The organism is Streptomyces mobaraensis, from assembly GCF_020099395.1.
Classification (GTDB): Bacteria; Actinomycetota; Actinomycetes; order Streptomycetales; family Streptomycetaceae; genus Streptomyces.
This window is the reverse complement of sequence record NZ_CP083590.1, coordinates 7547424-7564272: the sequence shown is the minus strand read 5'-3', so window position 1 is coordinate 7564272 and position 16849 is coordinate 7547424. Positions and strand designations below refer to the sequence as shown.

The window sequence follows — 16849 nt, the reverse complement described above, 5'->3', positions numbered from 1 at the left end:
TGGCCCTAGGGCGCCCACACGTTGCCGGGGTCTTGTTACCGAATGCGGACAGACCTGAGCGAACGACGCCCGTCCTGACGTCGTCTCATGGGGTGCACAGCGAAACAGCCGATGCGGACGGTCGCCTTGTGGTCGAAGGGGAAGTGCCGTCCTGACAGACCGTGGGGAACCCTCATCATGATCAATCACCATGCCCGCCGTACCGCCCGTTCCGCCGCCCTGGCCGCCGTCACCGCCGCGCTGGCGCTGGGCCTGACCGCCTGCGATGGCGGCGACGACGCGAAGGCGTCGGGCGGCGACCACACCGCTGCTCCCGCCCAGAGCCGGTCCGCGTCCGACGCGCCCGGCAGAGACAGCGCGGGGCAGCCCGACAGTGGTGGTGACCGCAAGGAGGAGTCACGCCCGGCGACCGGCCCGGGCAAGACGCGGGAGGCCGCGGGCAAGAGCACGACGGCCGGCGCCCGGCAGTGCCGTGGCGACGAGATGCTGGTCACCGCGGTGCACCGGTTCGCCGGTCAGCAGGGCGACCACCTGCTGGTCACCGCGTCGAACAAGGGCACCACACCGTGCTGGGTCACCTCGTACCCGGCCGTGAAGCTCGGCGGAGACGTCGACACCGCAGCGCTGCCGCACTCGAAGAAGGACGACTCGGGCGGCGACCAGCACATCACGCTCCACCCTGGAGACAAGGCGTACAGCGCGGTGAACCTCTTCGACTACGGTTCGAAGAACCACACGGCGCAGTCCTTCGCCATCGCACTGCGCGGCGCGGACGGTCACGACGGCCCCTTCTATTCCGTCGACTCCAAGGGCGAGAAGCCGACGTTCAGCTGGAACGAGGCCGACGTCCTGAACTGGAGCACCAAGAAACCGTACGGCATCTGACGGTGCGTCGGCCGGTGACGTACCACCGTCTTCCGGCACGTCTGAGGCCGGCAACCCGCAGGGTTCCCGGGTGGCCGACGACTCGGCGCAGCACGCAGACCGCCCCCCTGCCCCGGTGACGATGAGGAGGCCGGCTCCGCCGAGCAACCGGGGAGTGCTATTGGCGCCGGTGTGGGCGAATGAGCCCTCGGGCTCGGCCACGGCCGCGGGGTGGACCGGCCTCTACCGCCGTGTCCGTACCGTGCGCACAGGCCGCCGCGACCGTCACCGCCGCGTGGAAAGCAAGGCACCTTTCGGTCAGCGGGCACGAGGGCCAGTACGCGATGCGGGAGATCGTAAACGCGCAGCACACCTGGCAGCGCGCGTCCCGGGCATAGGGGTCTGCGTCGCCTTGCCCTGCGTGCCGTGGCAGCCGTTTCGCGATCCTCCCTGGCCGCCCGAGCCGGACTGGCCACGCCTCGCAGGCCGAACCGCCTGGTCAAGCGGCTGACGGCCGCCTTGCCCGCAGGCTGCCCCCTGACACCCCGCTGAACGGCGGTCCCTGCGCCGCGAAGGCCCGGGAGCGGCTCCTTGTAGGATCCGGAGGCTGCGTCCAGGGATGCGAGGGGGAAACCGGTGATCGAACTGTCCGACATGATCGGTGAGTTGAGACAGCAGCTGAGCGCGGCCCTGGCCGACGGGGCCGGGGAAGCGGTACGGTTCGAGCTCGGGCCCGTGGAGCTGGAGGCGACCGTCGCCGTCAGCCAGGAGAGCGGCGCGGACGCGAAGGTGCGGCTGTGGGTCGTCGACGCCGGGGCGGACGGGAAGTACGCCCAGGCCCAGACCCAGCGGGTCTCCATCACGCTCATGCCACGCACCGGGGCGGCCGGTACGCATCCCGTCCTCATCGCGGGCGGGGAAGCAGACGGTGAGCGGTAGTCCTGAGTCGCTCGTGTACAGGATGACCGGGTGCTGAGCGTCGAGCGGGTGGCCGAGGTTGTGGTCGCCCTCCCCGGCGGGGGCGGGCGCCGCGGGTCGGGCTACCTGGTAGCACCCGGCCGGGTACTGACCGCCGCGCACGTCGTCGACGACGCGTTGGCCATCCGGGTTCGCTTCGACGCCGACCGGCCGGGCGAGCGGACCGGTACGGCAGATGTTGTGTGGATGCACCCGGGCATCGACGTCGCCGTGCTCGGGGTCGCGGACGAGGGAACGGGTGTCGCTCCCGCCGCCTTCGGGCGGCTCGGCGAGCAGGACGCGGTGGTGCGCTGCACGGCCGTCGGGTTTCCGCGGTTCAAACTCCGCACGGACGAGGACGGTTCGCGCTACCGGGACGCCGAACACGTCCACACGAGCTGCGCCGCGCTGTCCAACCGCCGTGAGGGAACCCTGGACCTCCGCGTCGACGCGCCACCCGCCGACGACCCGGACGCCGGGCGGGACGCCTGGGAGGGGATGTCCGGCGCGGCCGTCTTCAGCGGCGGGCACCTGGTCAGCGTCGTCACCCGCCACCACCGGTCCGACGGACCCGGCCGCATCGCCGCCGGCCGCGTGGACCGCTGGGCCGAAGTTCTGGCGGCGGATGAACTCGACGCGCTGGAAAAGGCTCTGGGCAGCGGCGTCCGGCCGGTCCTGCTGCCGGACGTCCTGCCCGCGACCCAACTCGGCCTCCTCCAGGAGTTCCACCGCGCGCACCTGGCCGACTACGCGCCCGAGGAACTGCGGGATAGGCGGCGCGAGACCGAAGCCCTCGTCGCGTTCTGCGGCGGCGCCGAGCCGTACCTCTGGCTCCAAGGCCCGCCGTGGGCCGGGAAGACCGCGCTCACGGCCTGGTTCGCGCTGCATCCGCCGAGGGGTGTGGTGCCGGTCTGGTTCTTCGTCACCGCGCGCGACGCCGGCCAGTCCGACAGCGGCGCCTGCTCCGAGGCGCTCGTCGACCAGCTCGCCGCGATAGCCGACCGGGAACCGGTCAGCCGCGGGCCGTCGCCCGCCCACGACGGCGAACGCGGTCTGCTGCTGCGCCAGGCGGCGGAGCGCGTCGCGCGGGACGGCGGCACCCTCCTGCTGATCGTGGACGGCCTCGACGAGGACCAGTCCCTCCGGCCCGGCGGCACCGGAAGGAGCATCGCCGCGCTGCTCCCCGAGCGCCTGCCGCCCGGTGTCCGCGTCCTGGTGACCAGCCGGAGCGGTGTCGAGGTCCCGGCGGACGTCAAGGGCGGGCACCCGCTGCGCACCTGCCCGGTCATGGACCTGCCGGCCAACGCGGCGGCACGGCACACCGAGCACGAGGCGCGGTACGAGCTTCAGCAGGCGCTGTTCGGCGGTACGCCGACGGAACGCGACCTCGTCGGACTGTTCACCGCCGCGCGCGGCCCGCTGACCGCCGGAGACCTGCGCGCGCTCACCGGCGAGCCCGAGTTCGTCCTCCGCCGGCTGCTGGGCGGCTCCTTCGGACGCATCCTGCGACCGCAGGCTACCGGCACGCCGGGCCGGAACGGCGACGGCACGGCCTCCCTCGCAAAGAGCCGCGGCTACGCCTTCTCGCACGATACGCTCCTCGCCGTGGCCCTCGAGGAGTTCGGGCCGGACCTGGACCCGTACCGGGAACGGCTGCACACCTGGGCCGCCGGTTATGCGGCGGAGGGCTGGCCGGCGGGCACTCCGGCGTACCTGCTGCGCCCGTACGGCCGCATGCTCGCCGCTCTTCAGGACCCGCGCGACGCGCGGCGGGCCGTCTCCCTGGCCACGGACACGCGACGGCACGAGCGGTTCCGGGAGGAGACGGGGAGCGATGCGGCGTGCCTCGCGGAGATCGCCGCGGTACGGGAGGCGGTGTACGGGCTCGGCGCGTCCGCCGGACTGGACGCCCTGGCGGCGCTGGCGGTGACGGAGGACCTCGTGGCCCGCCGCAACGAGCAGCTGCACTACGACGTGCCGGCCGCCTACGCCCGCCTGGGCAAGGTCCGGCTCGCCGTCGGCCTGGCCCGCAGCGTCTTCCATCCGCTGCACCGGTCGACGGCCCTGCAACGCCTGGCCCGGGTCCTGGCGGAGGCCGGTGACCGGCGGGCGGCTGGACTGGCGGAGGAGGCGGTACGGCTCGCCGAGGGGGAACTGCGCGGGAGCGACCCAAAGGTCGCGCTGACCTGCCTCTGGACGGCGCTGGGCATCCAATCTGCCGCGTTGGCGCGGACGGGCCGGCGGGAGGAGGCGATGACCATCCTCGCCCGGGTGCCCCAGCCGCGAAACAATCACGGTGAACGCGCGTCGTTCGCCCACGCCATGACGATCGCGGCCGTCGCGTTGCGGGACGCCGAGACGTCCTCCGGCCTCCTGCGGGCGGCGGAGGAAGCCGTCCACGGGATTGACTCCCCGCCGCAGCGGGCGTCCGAGCTGTCGGTCCTCGCGCGGGCCTGGCAGGACTGCGGATTCCCGGAGGAGCGGGACCGGCTGCACGACAAGCTGCTCACCTTGGTCCACGATCGTCCCAGGGACGCTCGCCTGCCGCCGATCGCCGCCCGCGCGCTGCGCGCGACCCGCCCTGAGGTGGCAAACGCCCTCATCGATAGCGCCCTCATCGAACCAGCCCATGGATTCGGCCACGGACCCGACGCAGTGTTCGCGTTCATCGCCGCCGGCAGGATGCCGGACGCCCAGCGCTTCGCAGCCCGCTTGGATCCGGAGAAGAGTCGGGAGCAGTGGGATGGCGATGTGCACCGGTGGGGGCAGATCGCGAACGCCCTCGCCGAGGGGTGGGCGCGCTGGGGCGAGGCCGCCGCAGCCTGGACGGCCCTCGAACTCTCATGGAGTAGTACTACCGACAAACTCTACCGGGACGGCAGCGCGACGACCGTCGCTACGCTCCTCGCTGAGTCCGGCCGGGCCGCGGAAGCCGAGGCATGGCTGACCAGTACGGAGGTTCTGCCCCGGCATGTCGCCGCCGAGGCGTTCTCCGCCCTGGCCCTCCACCACGCGGCAGATGACCCGGACCGCTCACTGCGGCTGCTTTACCAGGCTGTGCACGGTTCCCGGCCCGGCAGTCGGACGATCGCCTCCCACCAGCAGAACCACTTTGTCCCGCTGGCCGGCGCGCTCGCCGCGGCGGGGCGCCCCGACACCGCCGAGCGCCTGGTTGCCGCGTTCTCCGACCCGGCGGTCCGTATCCGCGGCCTGGCGACCGTGTCGCTGGCCGTGCGGTCGGCGTACCCGGGCCGTGCCCTGCGGCTCGTCGAGCAGGCCATATCCCTGGGGCCCAAGGCCGACCTCCGGAGGGCTCCTGGTGCCGAGACGGCCATCTACCAGGCGCTGGCCGGCGCCGGTGCCGCGGAACGGGTCACTGAGGCGCTCGACTACTTAGAGGATGTGACGGAAAGCGCCGATGCCCTCAACCGGGCCAGGCTCGAAGCGGCGACGCTGCTGTGGCCCCACGACCCGGACGCGGCGGCCGACTTGCTCGACCTCGCCGTGAGCGATCTGCTCGACCGGTCCGACGGGGCGAGCTACATCCAGTTCGTCCAGGCGCTGGTCGCCGTAGGCCGTCACGACGACAAGCGGGCCTCGACTCTCAAGGGCATCCTCGACGACCGCGAGCCCCGTACGTACCGGCGTTATCTCCACCCCAGGTGGTCGTATCCCTCCGGAGACGCGTACGTCGACACCGTGCCAGCCGGGCTGCTCGCGGCGGTGCGCTACGGCCCTCATACGCGCTACCACTCCATCGACGCAGTGGCCGAAGAAGACGAGGGAGTGACACTGCCGGCCGCACGAGCGGGAGCCGTCGCCCTCGCATACGCGGCACTCGGCGACCACCAGCCGGCCCTGGACCGCGCCCGCCGCGCCCGCAACGAAGCGGAACGCTCCGAAGTGCTCGCCCAACTCGCCGCCTACTACGCCTGCCTGCCCGGCGACTCCGTGGCTGCACCCCTCTACGAGGACGCCTCCGACATCCTGCCCACGATCCGGCGCCTGGCCGGCCTCGTCCTCCCGCCCCCGTCGGGCCCCGACATCCCCCGTGCCGAGGCCCTGCTGGCGGAGGCGCTCACTCCCGGCGGCTGGCACCACGCCGTGTCGGTGCTCGTGGAACTGGACCCCGCGGCCGCCCTCGACGCGGGCGACATCGTCCTCGCGCATCTCGGGGTCGAGGGCTGAGGGGGCTGAGGGGTGCATACGGGCGGATGCTCGGCCGGGTCGGGCCCGTACAGCTCGTCGCCACCGTGGAACATGCCCGTGGCGACCACCCGGCAGCCCCTTGGCCTGCGCAATGGCTTGCGCAGGCCAGGTGTGTGGCGGAACTCCGTCGGCCGTTCCCACGACGGGATCGCCGAGGCCCACACGGACTCGCACCCGCTCCGCGGGAACGCCGGGCCCGGCCGCTCAGGCGGCCTCGCCGGCCGCCGCGTCGTCGAGGCCGCGGACGGTGACCAGTCGGGCGGTGCCGTCGGCCAGCCGGTACGACAGGCCCACGACCGCGGCCCGTCCGGCGTCCACCGCCTCGGCGAGGACGCGGGAGCGGTCCAGCAGGAGGTCGACGGTGTGCCGTATGTGCTCGGCGATGAAGTCCTGGTCCTCCGTGCGCCCGGCCGCGCGCACGGCCAGCACGCTGGGTGTCACCCGTTCGATCACGTCCCGCACGTAGCCGCCGGCCGTCGTGCCGTCCTCCACGGCGGAGCGGGTGGCCGCGACCGCGCCGCACGCGTCGTGGCCGAGCACCACGACCAGGGGCGCGCCGAGCACGCTCACCCCGTACTCGATGCTGCCCAGCACCTCGGGGCCCATGACGTGCCCGGCGGTGCGGACGACGAACAGGTCGCCCAGCCCGCGGTCGAAGATGATCTCGGCCGCCAGGCGCGAGTCCGAACAGCCGAAGAGCACGGCGAAGGGGCTTTGGGCCGGAGCGACCTCCGTGCGGCGGGCGGCGTCCTGGTTCGGGTGCTCGGGCGTCCCCGTGACGAACCGCTGGTTCCCCGCCAGCAGCATCTCGAAGGCATCGCGCGGCGTCGGATTCTGGGCATGGGTCATGACCGCAGGTTACGGGACCGCGGTCCCGCCGGGACCCCCGCCCCGGCGCCTGTGTACGGGCTCGTCGGCCACCGGCGTGTGCACCTGTCCCCTGGTCCTCCTGCCGGCCACCGCCGTCGTGGGCACGCCGGCGGGTTCGCAGTGCGGCTACGCGATCGGTAGAAAGGCCGGCGGCGCCCTGCCGGCCCGCAGCCGCTCGGCCCGGCTGCACGAGGGCGCCCGGCGGGCGCCGCACGGCGGAGCGGGACGGGCCGGTGACCCGGCACCGCACAGCGGCCACGGTGGCCCTGACCGCCCTGACCGCCTTCGCGCTTCTGGCCGGGATCGTCACCGCACGCGGCGGTGGCCCGCTGCCGGGGGACGGCTCCCTGCTCTCCCGGGCCGTTGCCCACCGCCCGGCCACGGCGGTGACCGCGATACGGAGACTCACGGACACGGGGACGGGGCCGATGACCCTCATTGCCCGAGCACGCTTCCGTCAGCGGCTGTCGTCCGGCCCGCAGTTCCTCCGCCGGTGCTGTGCCAAGGTACGTGCCATTTCGCTCTTGGGTGGTCGTCGCTCTCGTTGTCCGTACGGCGTCGGCGCAGCGCGAAGACCGCTCCTGCGGGACGACGATGAGGAGGAGGAAGCCGGATCCGCCGAGCGGCCGGGGGGCGCTGTCGGCTCCGGCGCGGGCGAGCGAGCCCTCGGGCTCGGTGGCTGCCGGCCGGAGGGTCCGAGCCCGTCCGGGACGGGCTCTGACTTCGGCCGGCAGCCAGCCTATGATCACCCGGCAGAAGAGCCACAGGTTCGGCAGGTCGGCGTACGGGAGACGTGCGGGTGAAGAGGTCAGAGGTGCCTGCGGTGGGCGGGGCGGTGCGCATCCGCTTACTGGGGCCGGTCCGGTACGTCTCGGCCCGGGGGGACGCCAGCCGGCCCGGCGCTCCCGGGCCGCAGGCCGTACTGGCGGCGCTGGCGCTGAGCGCGGGGTCGATGCTGACGGTCGACGAACTGGTCAACGGCCTCTACGACGACGACCCGCCGGCCTCCGCCCGGCGGGTCGTCGTCAACTACGTCCACCGGCTGCGCACGCACTTGGAGCGCGAGGACGGCCCGGAGCCGGGCGGCGAGGGGCGGGACGCGCTCATCGCGACCGCGGCCGACGGGTACGTGCTCCGGCTGCCCGGGGAGCAGGTGGACGCCGTGCGCTTCGGCCGGCTCACCGCGCAGGCCCGGCGCCACGCCGGGGCGGGCGCCCCCGAGGCGGCGACTGCCTGCCTCGAGGAGGCGCTCGCGATGTGGCAGGGCCCCGCGCTGGCGGGGCTGCCCGGTCCGTTCGCACAGGACTGGCGCCGCGCGCTGGGCGAGCAGCGCGCGTCCGCGCTGGAGCTGCGCCTGGAACTGCTGCTGACGTGCGGGCGCCATGCGGAGGCGGTGCCGGACATCGAGCAGGCCCTCAAGGCGTACCCGTATCGGGAGCGACTGCACGGTGCGCTGATGCTGGCCCTGTACCGGTCGGGGCGCGGCGCCGAAGCGCTGTCGGCGTACGACCGGGCCCGCCGGGTGCTCGCCGACGACCTGGGCATCGACACCGGACCCGCCCTGCGCGAGCTGCACGCCGCGATCCTGGCGGGGGACCGGACTCTCCTCCTCCCGACCGCCGACGGCGGGGGCGGGGGCGGGAGGGGAGGCTCCACCGCTCCGCCGGACGCCTCCGGACTCCAGGAACCGGCCCAACTGCCGCCCGTGCCCTCCGACTTCACCGGACGCCACGAGCAGGTGGCCGCACTGGTCGCCGCGCTGACGACCGGCGGCCCGCACGCCGTGGCCGTCATCACGGGCATGGGCGGGGTCGGCAAGACGGCGCTGGCCCTGCGGGCGGCGCACGCGATCGCCGGGTCCTACCCGGACGGGCAGTTGTACGCGAGCCTGCGCGCCCCCGACGGCACCCCGGGCGAACCGGCCGGGATCCTGGCGGGCTTCCTGACGGCGCTGGGCGTCCCCGGCGAGCGGATACCGGTGTCCCTGGCCGATCGCGCGGCGCTCTTCCGCACCCTGCTCTCGCGGCGGGCCGTCCTGGTCGTGCTCGACAACGCCACGGCGGCGGCGCAGGTCGAACCGCTGCTGCCGGGCGCGGGCCGGTGTGCCGTGCTCGTCACGGGCCGTTCCCTGACCGCGATGCCGGCGACGGTCACCGTGCCGCTGAAGGGGCTGGGCGCCGACGAGGCCGTGGAACTCCTCGGCAGGATCGCGGGGGTCCGGCGGATCGAGGAGGAGCCGGAGGCCGTCGCGGCGCTGGCGGCGACCTGCGGCACCCTGCCGCTCGCGCTGCGGGCGGCGGGCGCGCGGCTGGCGGCGCGTCCCGCGTGGAGCGTCGCCGCGCTGCTGGAGCGGGTCTCGGACCAGGCCCGGCTGCTCAGGGAGCTGCGGGTGGGCGACACGACGGTCGAGGCGGTGTTCGAGATGTCGTTCGCGCAGCTCTCCGCCCCGCACGCCGGAGCGCTCCTGGCCCTGTCGATCCCGCACTTCTCCGAGTTCGGCGTCCAGGCGGCCGCGGCGGTCCTGCGGGTGCCGGAACAGGACGCGGAGGGCACCCTGGAGGCGCTGGTCGACGCCGCGCTCCTGGAGGCGGGCGCGCCGGGCCGGTACCACTTCCACGACCTGGTCGGGGCGTACGCGCGGGAGAAGGCCCGCACCGGACTGTCCGCGTCCGAACGCCGCGGAGCGGTGCGCAACGCGGTCGACTTCCTGTGCGCCGGGGTGGTCGCGGCCGTCGTGGCCTCCCAGCCGCTGGCCGGCCCGCTGACCGCCGACCTGCACCCGCGCCGGACCAAGGACGTGCACGTCGGCAGCGGGCGCGAGGCGATGCTGTGGATCCGCCGCGTGCTGCCCGAACTCACCGCCGTCGTCGAGCAGGCGGCGGTCAGCGGCGACGCCGAGTCGGTGGCCCTGGCCGTGGACGTGCTGGTCCTCGTGCCCTGCTTCGAGGAGGTACTGCCCCTGGGCCGGCTGGCGCGGGCGGCCACCGCGCTGGTCCCGGCCGCCCTGGCGCACTGCGGGGAGAGCGTGGTCGGCATGGCGTACTACGCGGCGGGCACCACCCTCAAGAAACACCTCTCCCCCGGTTCCCTGCGCCGCTCCCGGGAACACCTGCTGAAGGCGGTGGAGATCTTCGGCGCCGCGCCCCGGCCCGCCGACGGTCCGCGACCCTTCCTCGTGGTGCTCTTCGCCCTCGCCATGCTGGCCCAGATCGACGTGCAGTTGGGGGACTTCGCGTCGGCCCGCGGCCACGCGCAGCGGTCGGTCGCGTTGGCGGCGTCCACCGGCGACCGGTCCCTGGTCGCGCGGCGCGGCACCGTGCTGCTCCAGGTCGAGGTCCAGGACCCGGGCCGGCACGTGGACCTGGCCGCCATCGGAGCGCGGTGCCGGGAGCTGGCCGGTGTCTTCACCCGCGGCGAGGACGTGAAGTGGCTGATCAGGGTGATCATGACGGAGGCGGAGAGCCTGTTGTACGGCGGTGACCACGCGGCGGCCGCCCGCCTCTACCGGCGGGCGCTGGAGCGGGCCCGGGACAGCGACCACGTCCGCAACGAGGCGGAGTGCCGGTTCCAGCTGGCCAGGGCCCTGCTGGCGGCCGGGGAGGCGGAGGCCGCCGTCGGCCACGCCCGGGAGGCCGTGGCCGTGGCCCGGCTCACCCAGGAACACCAGCTCATGGCGGGCAGCCGGCAGGCGCTCGGCGAGGCCCTGCGGGCCGTGGGACGGATCGCGGAGGCGGACGGCCATCTGGCGCGCGCCGCGGACCTGTACCGGGAGATGCGGCTGGCCGCGCCGGCGGACGCTGCGACGACGTGAAGCCGTAACGCCGCGGCAGCGGTACGGCGTGACGGCGTACCACCGTCACGCCGTACCACCTTGACGCCGCGACGCCATGACGCGGCCCCGCCCCGATCATGGGGGTACCCGGGCGGGGCCGCGCCGGTCTGGTCACCCGCGTGCGGGTGTCCGCCGGTCTCCGGCCAGCCGGTCGGCGAGGACCGGCCCGATGTGGGCGAGCCGGTCGGGGCGGGTCAGCTCGCCGTGTGCGCCCTGGACGGGGGTGACGTCGATGCGGCCCGTGACGTACGGCCGCCAGGCGTCGGCCCGGGGGGAGCCCGCGGCCTTGCCCTCGGTGGCCTCGAAGAGCAGCATGTCGCCCTCGAAGGTCCGGGGCACGAAGCCGTCTTGGAGGGCGCCGTGGTGGGCGAACACCCGGACCATGGCGGCGAGGGCCCGCTCGCCGAGCAGCGCGAGCGGCCCGTCGGGGTCGGCGGCGTCCGGCCGGTGTCCCAGCGAGGCGAAGAGGGCCCGCCGGAGCTCGTCCTCGTCCGCCTCTCCCCCGGCGGGGACGGCGGCGGCCGGCGGGAAGCTGTCCATCAGCACGAGGGAAGAGACCTCCTCCCCTTCCTCCTGGAGCCGCACGGCCATCTCGTGGGCCACGAGCCCGCCGAAGGACCAGCCGAGCAGCGCGTAGGGTCCCCGCGGCCGTACCGAGCGGATCCGCGTGAGATAGGACTCCACCATCTCCGCCATGCTCGCCGGTGCGGCGTGTGCCTCGGTGAAGCCGTGCGCCTGGAGGCCGTACACCGGTTGGTCGGGCGCCAAGTGGCGGAGCAGTCCCGAGTACACCCAGCTGACGCCCGCCGCCGGGTGGACGCAGAACAGCGGGACGGGTGCGGCGGCCGTGGAGGGAGTGGAGGGAGAGGCCGCCGTGCGTGCCGTGGGGCGCGCCTTGCGCAGGGGAAGGAGGACGGCGAGAGAGTCCTCGCGCCGTTCCTGACCGAGCAGTTCGCCGAGTTCGGCGACGGTGGGCGCGTCGAACAGGGTCCGGATGTCGAGTTCGGCCCCGAGCACGGAACGCACCCGGCTGATCAGCCGGACGGCGAGCATCGAATGGCCGCCCAGGGCGAAGAAGTCGTCGTCGACGCCGACCTCCGGCACGCCCAGCACCTGCGCGAACAGGCCGCACAGCAGCTCCTCGCGGACCGACCGGGGGCCTCGGCGACGCACCGTCGCGCCGTCTCCCGGAGCCGGCAGCGACCGCCGGTCCAGCTTGCCGCGCGAGGTCAGCGGCAGGGCGTCGAGGACGACGAAGGCGGACGGGACCATGTGGCGCGGCAGTGCGGCCGCCGCGAAGCGGCGCAGGTCGCCCGGGTCCGTTGCCGACGGGCCGTCATCATGCCGGTCGCCCGGGTCCGCCGCCGGGCCGTCGCCGGGCCGTTCGAGGACCGTGTAGGCGACGAGCCTCCGGTCGCCCGGCCGGTCCTCGCGGACGACCACGGCGACCTGACGGACCGCCGGGTGACCGGCGAGCACCGTCTCCACTTCGCCCGGTTCGATCCGGAAGCCCCTGATCTTGACCTGCTCGTCGGCGCGCCCCACGTACTCCAGCACCCCGTCGGCGGTCCACCGCGCCAGGTCCCCGGTGCGGTACATGCGCTCGCCCGGCCCACCGTAGGGGCAGGCCACGAACCGCCGCGCGGTCAGCCCGGGCCGGCCGACGTAGCCGCGGGCCAGGCCCGCGCCCGCCAGGTAGAGCTCACCGACCACTCCCGCCGGAACCGGTCGCAGCCCCGGATCCAGGACGTACGCCCGGCTGTTGCCCATCGGCCGTCCGATCGCCGGCCGCTCGTGCTCCGCGGCGTACGCGTACGTGACGTACACCGTGGCCTCGGTCGGGCCGTAGCCGTTGACGGTGACGGTCCCGGGCACGGCGCGCAGCTCGCTCCACAGGGCCTGGTCGCAGCCCTCGCCGCCGAGCTCGATGATGCGCGGCCGCGCGGGCCGCGCGTCGGACAGCAGCCCCGCGGCCAGCAGTTGGCGGCAGAACGTCGGTGAGACCTCCAGGTAGTCGACGGCCTCGGCCGCGACGTACTCGGCCAGCGCCTGCGGATCGCGGCGCGTCTCGTCGTCGATCAGGTGCAGCTCGTGGCCGCCCATCGGCCACAGCAGCGGGCACCAGGAGGAGTCGAAGGTCAGCGGCCCGGTCAGCGCGGCCCGGATGCGCCGCCCGCCCGCCGCCTGGGCCGCGTGGACCTCGCCGAGGTGGCCGTGGAGCAGGTTGGCCAGGCTGCGGTGCTCGACCGCCACGCCCTTGGGCCGTCCGGTCGAACCGGAGGTGTAGATCGAATAGGCGAGGTGGTCGGGGCGCAGCCGTACGGGCCGGTCCTCGCGGGCGGGGTCGACGTGCGCGTAACGGATGCGGACGGCCTGGACGGAGGGGTCGTCGACCGGCAGGACCGGCAGGTCCGGCGCGCAGTGCGGCCGCATCCGGGCCTCGTTCGCCACATCGGTCAGCAGCAGGGCCGGGGCCGCGTCCTCCAGCATGAGGGCGAGCCGCTCGACCGGGTCCTCCGGGTCCAGCGGTACGTAGCAGCCGCCGGCCTTGAGCACGGCCAGCAGGGCGACGATGTGCTCGCTCGTGCGCGGCAGCAGCGTGGCCACGTGCTGGTCCGGGCCCACGCCCTGGCCGATCAGCATCCAGGCCAGCCGGTTGGCGCGGCTGTTGAGCTCGTGGAAGGTCATCGGGCCGTGCGCGTCCACGAGGGCCGTGGCGTCGGGCGTGCGCCGGGCGTGCTCCTCGAAGACCTCGTGCGGCAGCCGGTCGTCGGGCAGCGCGCGGGCGGTGTCGTTCCACTGGGTCAGGATGCGGCTGCTCTCCTGCGGGGACAGCAGGTCGAGCGTGCCGACGGGGGTGTCCGGAGCCTCGGTGACGGCGGTCACGAGACGCAGCAAGCGCTGGGTCAGGGACGTGGCGGTGCCGTGGTCGAAGAGGTCGGCCGCGTAGTGCAGGGTGCCGCGCAGCCCCGCGGGCGTGCCGTCCGCCGTGTGCCGCTCGGCGAAGGTGAAGTCGAGGTCGAACTTGGTGGGCGCGGCGTCGAGCTGCCGGGGCGTGATGCTGGTGCCGGGGAGGTCCAGGGTCGCCTCGGCGTTGTTCTGCAGGACGAACATGGTCTGGAAGAGCGGGTGCCGGGCACTGGTGCGCTCCGGGTTGAGCTCCTCCACCAGCCGCTCGAACGGCAGGTCCTGGTGGGCCAGTGCCGCGAGATCCGTTTCCCGCACCCGTCGTAGCAGTTCCGCGAAGGTGGGATCGCCGGACGTGTCGGTGCGCAGGACGAGCGTGTTGACGAAGAACCCCACCAGCTCGTCCAGCGCCTGGTCCGTACGTCCCGCGGTCGCGGTGCCCAGCGGAATGTCGGTGCCGGCGCCGAGCCTCGTGAGCAGGGTGGCCAGCGTGGCCTGGAGCGTCATGAAGAGGGTCGCGCCGTGGTCACGGGCGAGGGTTTCCAGGCGGGTGTGGAGTTCGGCGGGGATGTCGAAGTGGACGAGTCCGCCGGCATGGGTGGGCTGTGCCGGGCGGGGGCGGTCGGTGGGCAGGGCCAGTTCCTCCGGCAGACCGGCCAGGGCCTCGGCCCAGAACTCCGCCTGCTCCTTGCCTGTCTCCTCCAGAAGCTCACGCTGCCAGAGCGTGTAATCGCCGTACTGGACCGGCAGGGGCTCCCACCGCGGCACGCCCCCGGCCCGCCGGGCCTCGTAGGCGATGGACAGATCACGCAGCAACGGCACCTCCGACCACCCGTCGCTCGCGATGTGATGCAACGTCAGAAGAAGGACGTGGTCGTCGGTGGCCGTCGTGAACAGAGATACCCTGAACGGGAGTTCATCCGCCAGCCGGAAGGGGGTGAAGGCCTCCTCGTGGAAACGCGCGGTGACCTCCTCGGCCGCGCACCGGACCACCTTGAGCTCCACCGAAGCCTCACCGGGAGCGAGGATCCGCTGGAAGGGCTCACCCTCGACCGCGGGAAACACCGTCCGCAGGGACTCATGACGTCCCACCACATCGCCGACCGCCGACCGCAGGGCGGCCACGTCCACCTCACCCCGGACACGGAAGGCGAAGGGCGCGTTGTACGTGGGGCTCTGCTCGAACCGGTCGAGGAACCACAGCCGCTGCTGCGCGAACGACAGCGGCAGCACCTCCGGCCGCACCCGGCGCGTCACCGCCGGCCGGGCCGTCACTCCGTCGGCCAGGCAGGCGGCCAGGCCCGCCACGGTGGGCGCGCCGAACAGCGCGCGGACGCCCAGTTCCACGCCCAGCACCGAGCGGATCCGGCTGATGAGCCGGGTGGCCTTGAGCGAATGACCGCCCAGGGCGAAGAAGTTGTCGTCCACACCCACGCTCGGCACATCCAGCACCTGGGCGAACAGGCCGCACAGCAGCTCTTCCTGCACCGACCGCGGGTTCCGCTCCTCGCGGACCGCCGCCGACGCCGCTGCCGCTTCCTCGGCGATGGCACGGCCGCGTTCCTCGCAGCGGGCGCGCAAGGCGCGTTCCTGCTCCGCCGCCTCGAAGAACTCCAGCGAGCCGACGGGCGTCTCCGGGTCCGCGGCGGCGGCGTCGAGAAGGCGTCCCAGGAGGCGGTGGAGGGTCTCGGCGGTCGCGTGGTCGAAGAGGTCGGTGGCGAACTGCAGGATGCCCGCGATCCCCGCCGGCCCGCCGCCGGCCTCCCGTCGTTCGGTGAAGCTCCAGCCGAGGTCGAACTTGGAGGGCGCGGCGTCGAGAGGCTGCGCCGTGACGGTCGTGCCCGGGAGGTTCAGGGCGGCCTCGGCGTTGTTCTGCAGGACGAACATGGTCTGGAAGAGCGGGTGCCGGGCGCTGGTGCGCTCCGGGTTGAGCTCCTCCACCAGCCGCTCGAACGGCAGGTCCTGGTGGGCCAGTGCCGCGAGATCGGCCTCTCGCACCCGCCGCAGCAGCTCGGCGAAGCTCGGGTCGCCTGAGGTGTCGGTGCGCAGGACGAGCGTGTTGACGAAGAACCCCACCAGCTCGTCCAGCGCCTGGTCCGTACGGCCCGCGGTCGCGGTGCCCAGCGGAATGTCGGTGCCGGCGCCGAGCCTCGTGAGCAGCGCCGCGAGGGCCGCTTGCAGGGTCATGAAGAGCGTCGCGCCCTGCGCGCGGGCCAAGGCTTCCAGGCGGGTGTGGACCGCTGCGGGGATGTCGAAGTGGAGGAGCCCGCCGGTGTGGGTGGGCTGTGCCGGGCGGGGGCGGTCGGTGGGCAGGGCCAGTTCCTCCGGCAGACCGGCCAGGGCCTCGGCCCAGAACTCCGCCTGCTCCTTGCCCGTCTCCTCCAGAAGCTCACGCTGCCAGAGCGTGTAATCGCCGTACTGGACCGGCAAGGGCTCCCACCGCGGCACGCCCCCGGCCCGCCGGGCCTCGTACGCGGTGGACAGATCACGCAGCAACGGCACCTCCGACCACCCGTCGCTCGCGATGTGATGCAACGTCAGAAGAAGGACGTGGTCGTCGGTGGCCGTCGTGAACAGAGATACCCTGAACGGGAGTTCATCCGCCAGCCGGAAGGGGGTGAAGGCCTCCTCGTGGAAACGCGCGGTGACCTCCTCGGCCGCACACTCGACCACCCTGAGCTCCACCGAAGCCTCACCGGGAGCGAGGATCCGCTGGAAGGGCTCACCCTCGACCGCGGGAAACACCGTCCGCAGGGACTCATGACGTCCCACCACATCGCCGACCGCCGACCGCAGGGCGGCCACGTCCACCTCACCCCGGACACGGAAGGCGAAGGGCGCGTTGTACGTGGGGCTCTGCTCGAACCGGTCGAGGAACCACAGCCGCTGCTGCGCGAACGACAGCGGCAGCACCTCCGGCCGCACCCGGCGCGTCACCGCCGGCCGGGCCGCCGCCGCGCCGTCCGCGGCCTGTGCCGCCAGTCGTTCCGCCAGGCCGGCCACGGTCGGCGCGCCGAACAGCTCCCGCACGCCCACCTGCAGGCCCAGCACCGAGCGGATCCGGCTGAGCAGCTGGGCGGCCTTGAGCGAATGGCCGCCCAGGGCGAAGAAGTTGTCGTCCACACCCACGCTCGGCACATCCAGCACCTGGGCGAACAGACCGCACAGCAGCTCTTCCCGCACCGACCGCGTCTTCCGCGAGTACGTCAT

Annotated in this window: 5 protein-coding genes and 1 pseudogene; 4 read left to right on the top strand and 2 right to left on the bottom strand. The window is 73.8% G+C overall.

Annotated features, from left to right (window positions below):
* Nucleotides 1–177: 177 nt before the first annotated feature.
* The 3 genes from K7I03_RS33195 to K7I03_RS33185 all read left to right on the top strand — a co-directional run bounded on the left by K7I03_RS33195 (nucleotide 178) and on the right by K7I03_RS33185 (nucleotide 6009).
* A complete protein-coding gene (locus K7I03_RS33195; RefSeq protein ID WP_185943040.1) occupies nucleotides 178–885 on the top strand; it encodes a DUF4232 domain-containing protein in 708 nt (235 codons plus the stop codon).
* 615 nt (nucleotides 886–1500) lie between these two features.
* The gene (locus tag K7I03_RS33190) at nucleotides 1501–1803 is read left to right on the top strand and encodes a trypco2 family protein (protein WP_185943041.1); all 303 of its coding nucleotides are present in this window, start codon (nucleotides 1501–1503) and stop codon (nucleotides 1801–1803) included.
* A 30-nt stretch (nucleotides 1804–1833) separates the two neighbouring features.
* A complete protein-coding gene (locus tag K7I03_RS33185) occupies nucleotides 1834–6009 on the top strand; it encodes a trypsin-like peptidase domain-containing protein (protein WP_185943042.1) in 4176 nt (1391 codons plus the stop codon).
* Nucleotides 6010–6234: 225 nt separating this feature from the next.
* Here the strand turns inward: K7I03_RS33185 and K7I03_RS33180 are convergent, their stop codons facing one another.
* Nucleotides 6235–6879, bottom strand: a complete 645-nt coding sequence (locus K7I03_RS33180; RefSeq protein WP_185943043.1) for a carbonic anhydrase — start codon at nucleotides 6877–6879, stop codon at nucleotides 6235–6237.
* Nucleotides 6880–7714: 835 nt separating this feature from the next.
* Between K7I03_RS33180 and K7I03_RS33170 the strand changes: the two genes are divergently transcribed.
* Nucleotides 7715–10711, top strand: coding sequence for an AfsR/SARP family transcriptional regulator (locus tag K7I03_RS33170; RefSeq protein ID WP_185943044.1), 2997 nt, complete (start codon nucleotides 7715–7717; stop codon nucleotides 10709–10711).
* A gap of 132 nt (nucleotides 10712–10843) precedes the next feature.
* On the opposite strand, the pseudogene K7I03_RS33165 reads toward K7I03_RS33170, so the two are convergent.
* Nucleotides 10844–16849: pseudogene (locus K7I03_RS33165) on the bottom strand (non-ribosomal peptide synthetase); the annotation flags it as partial.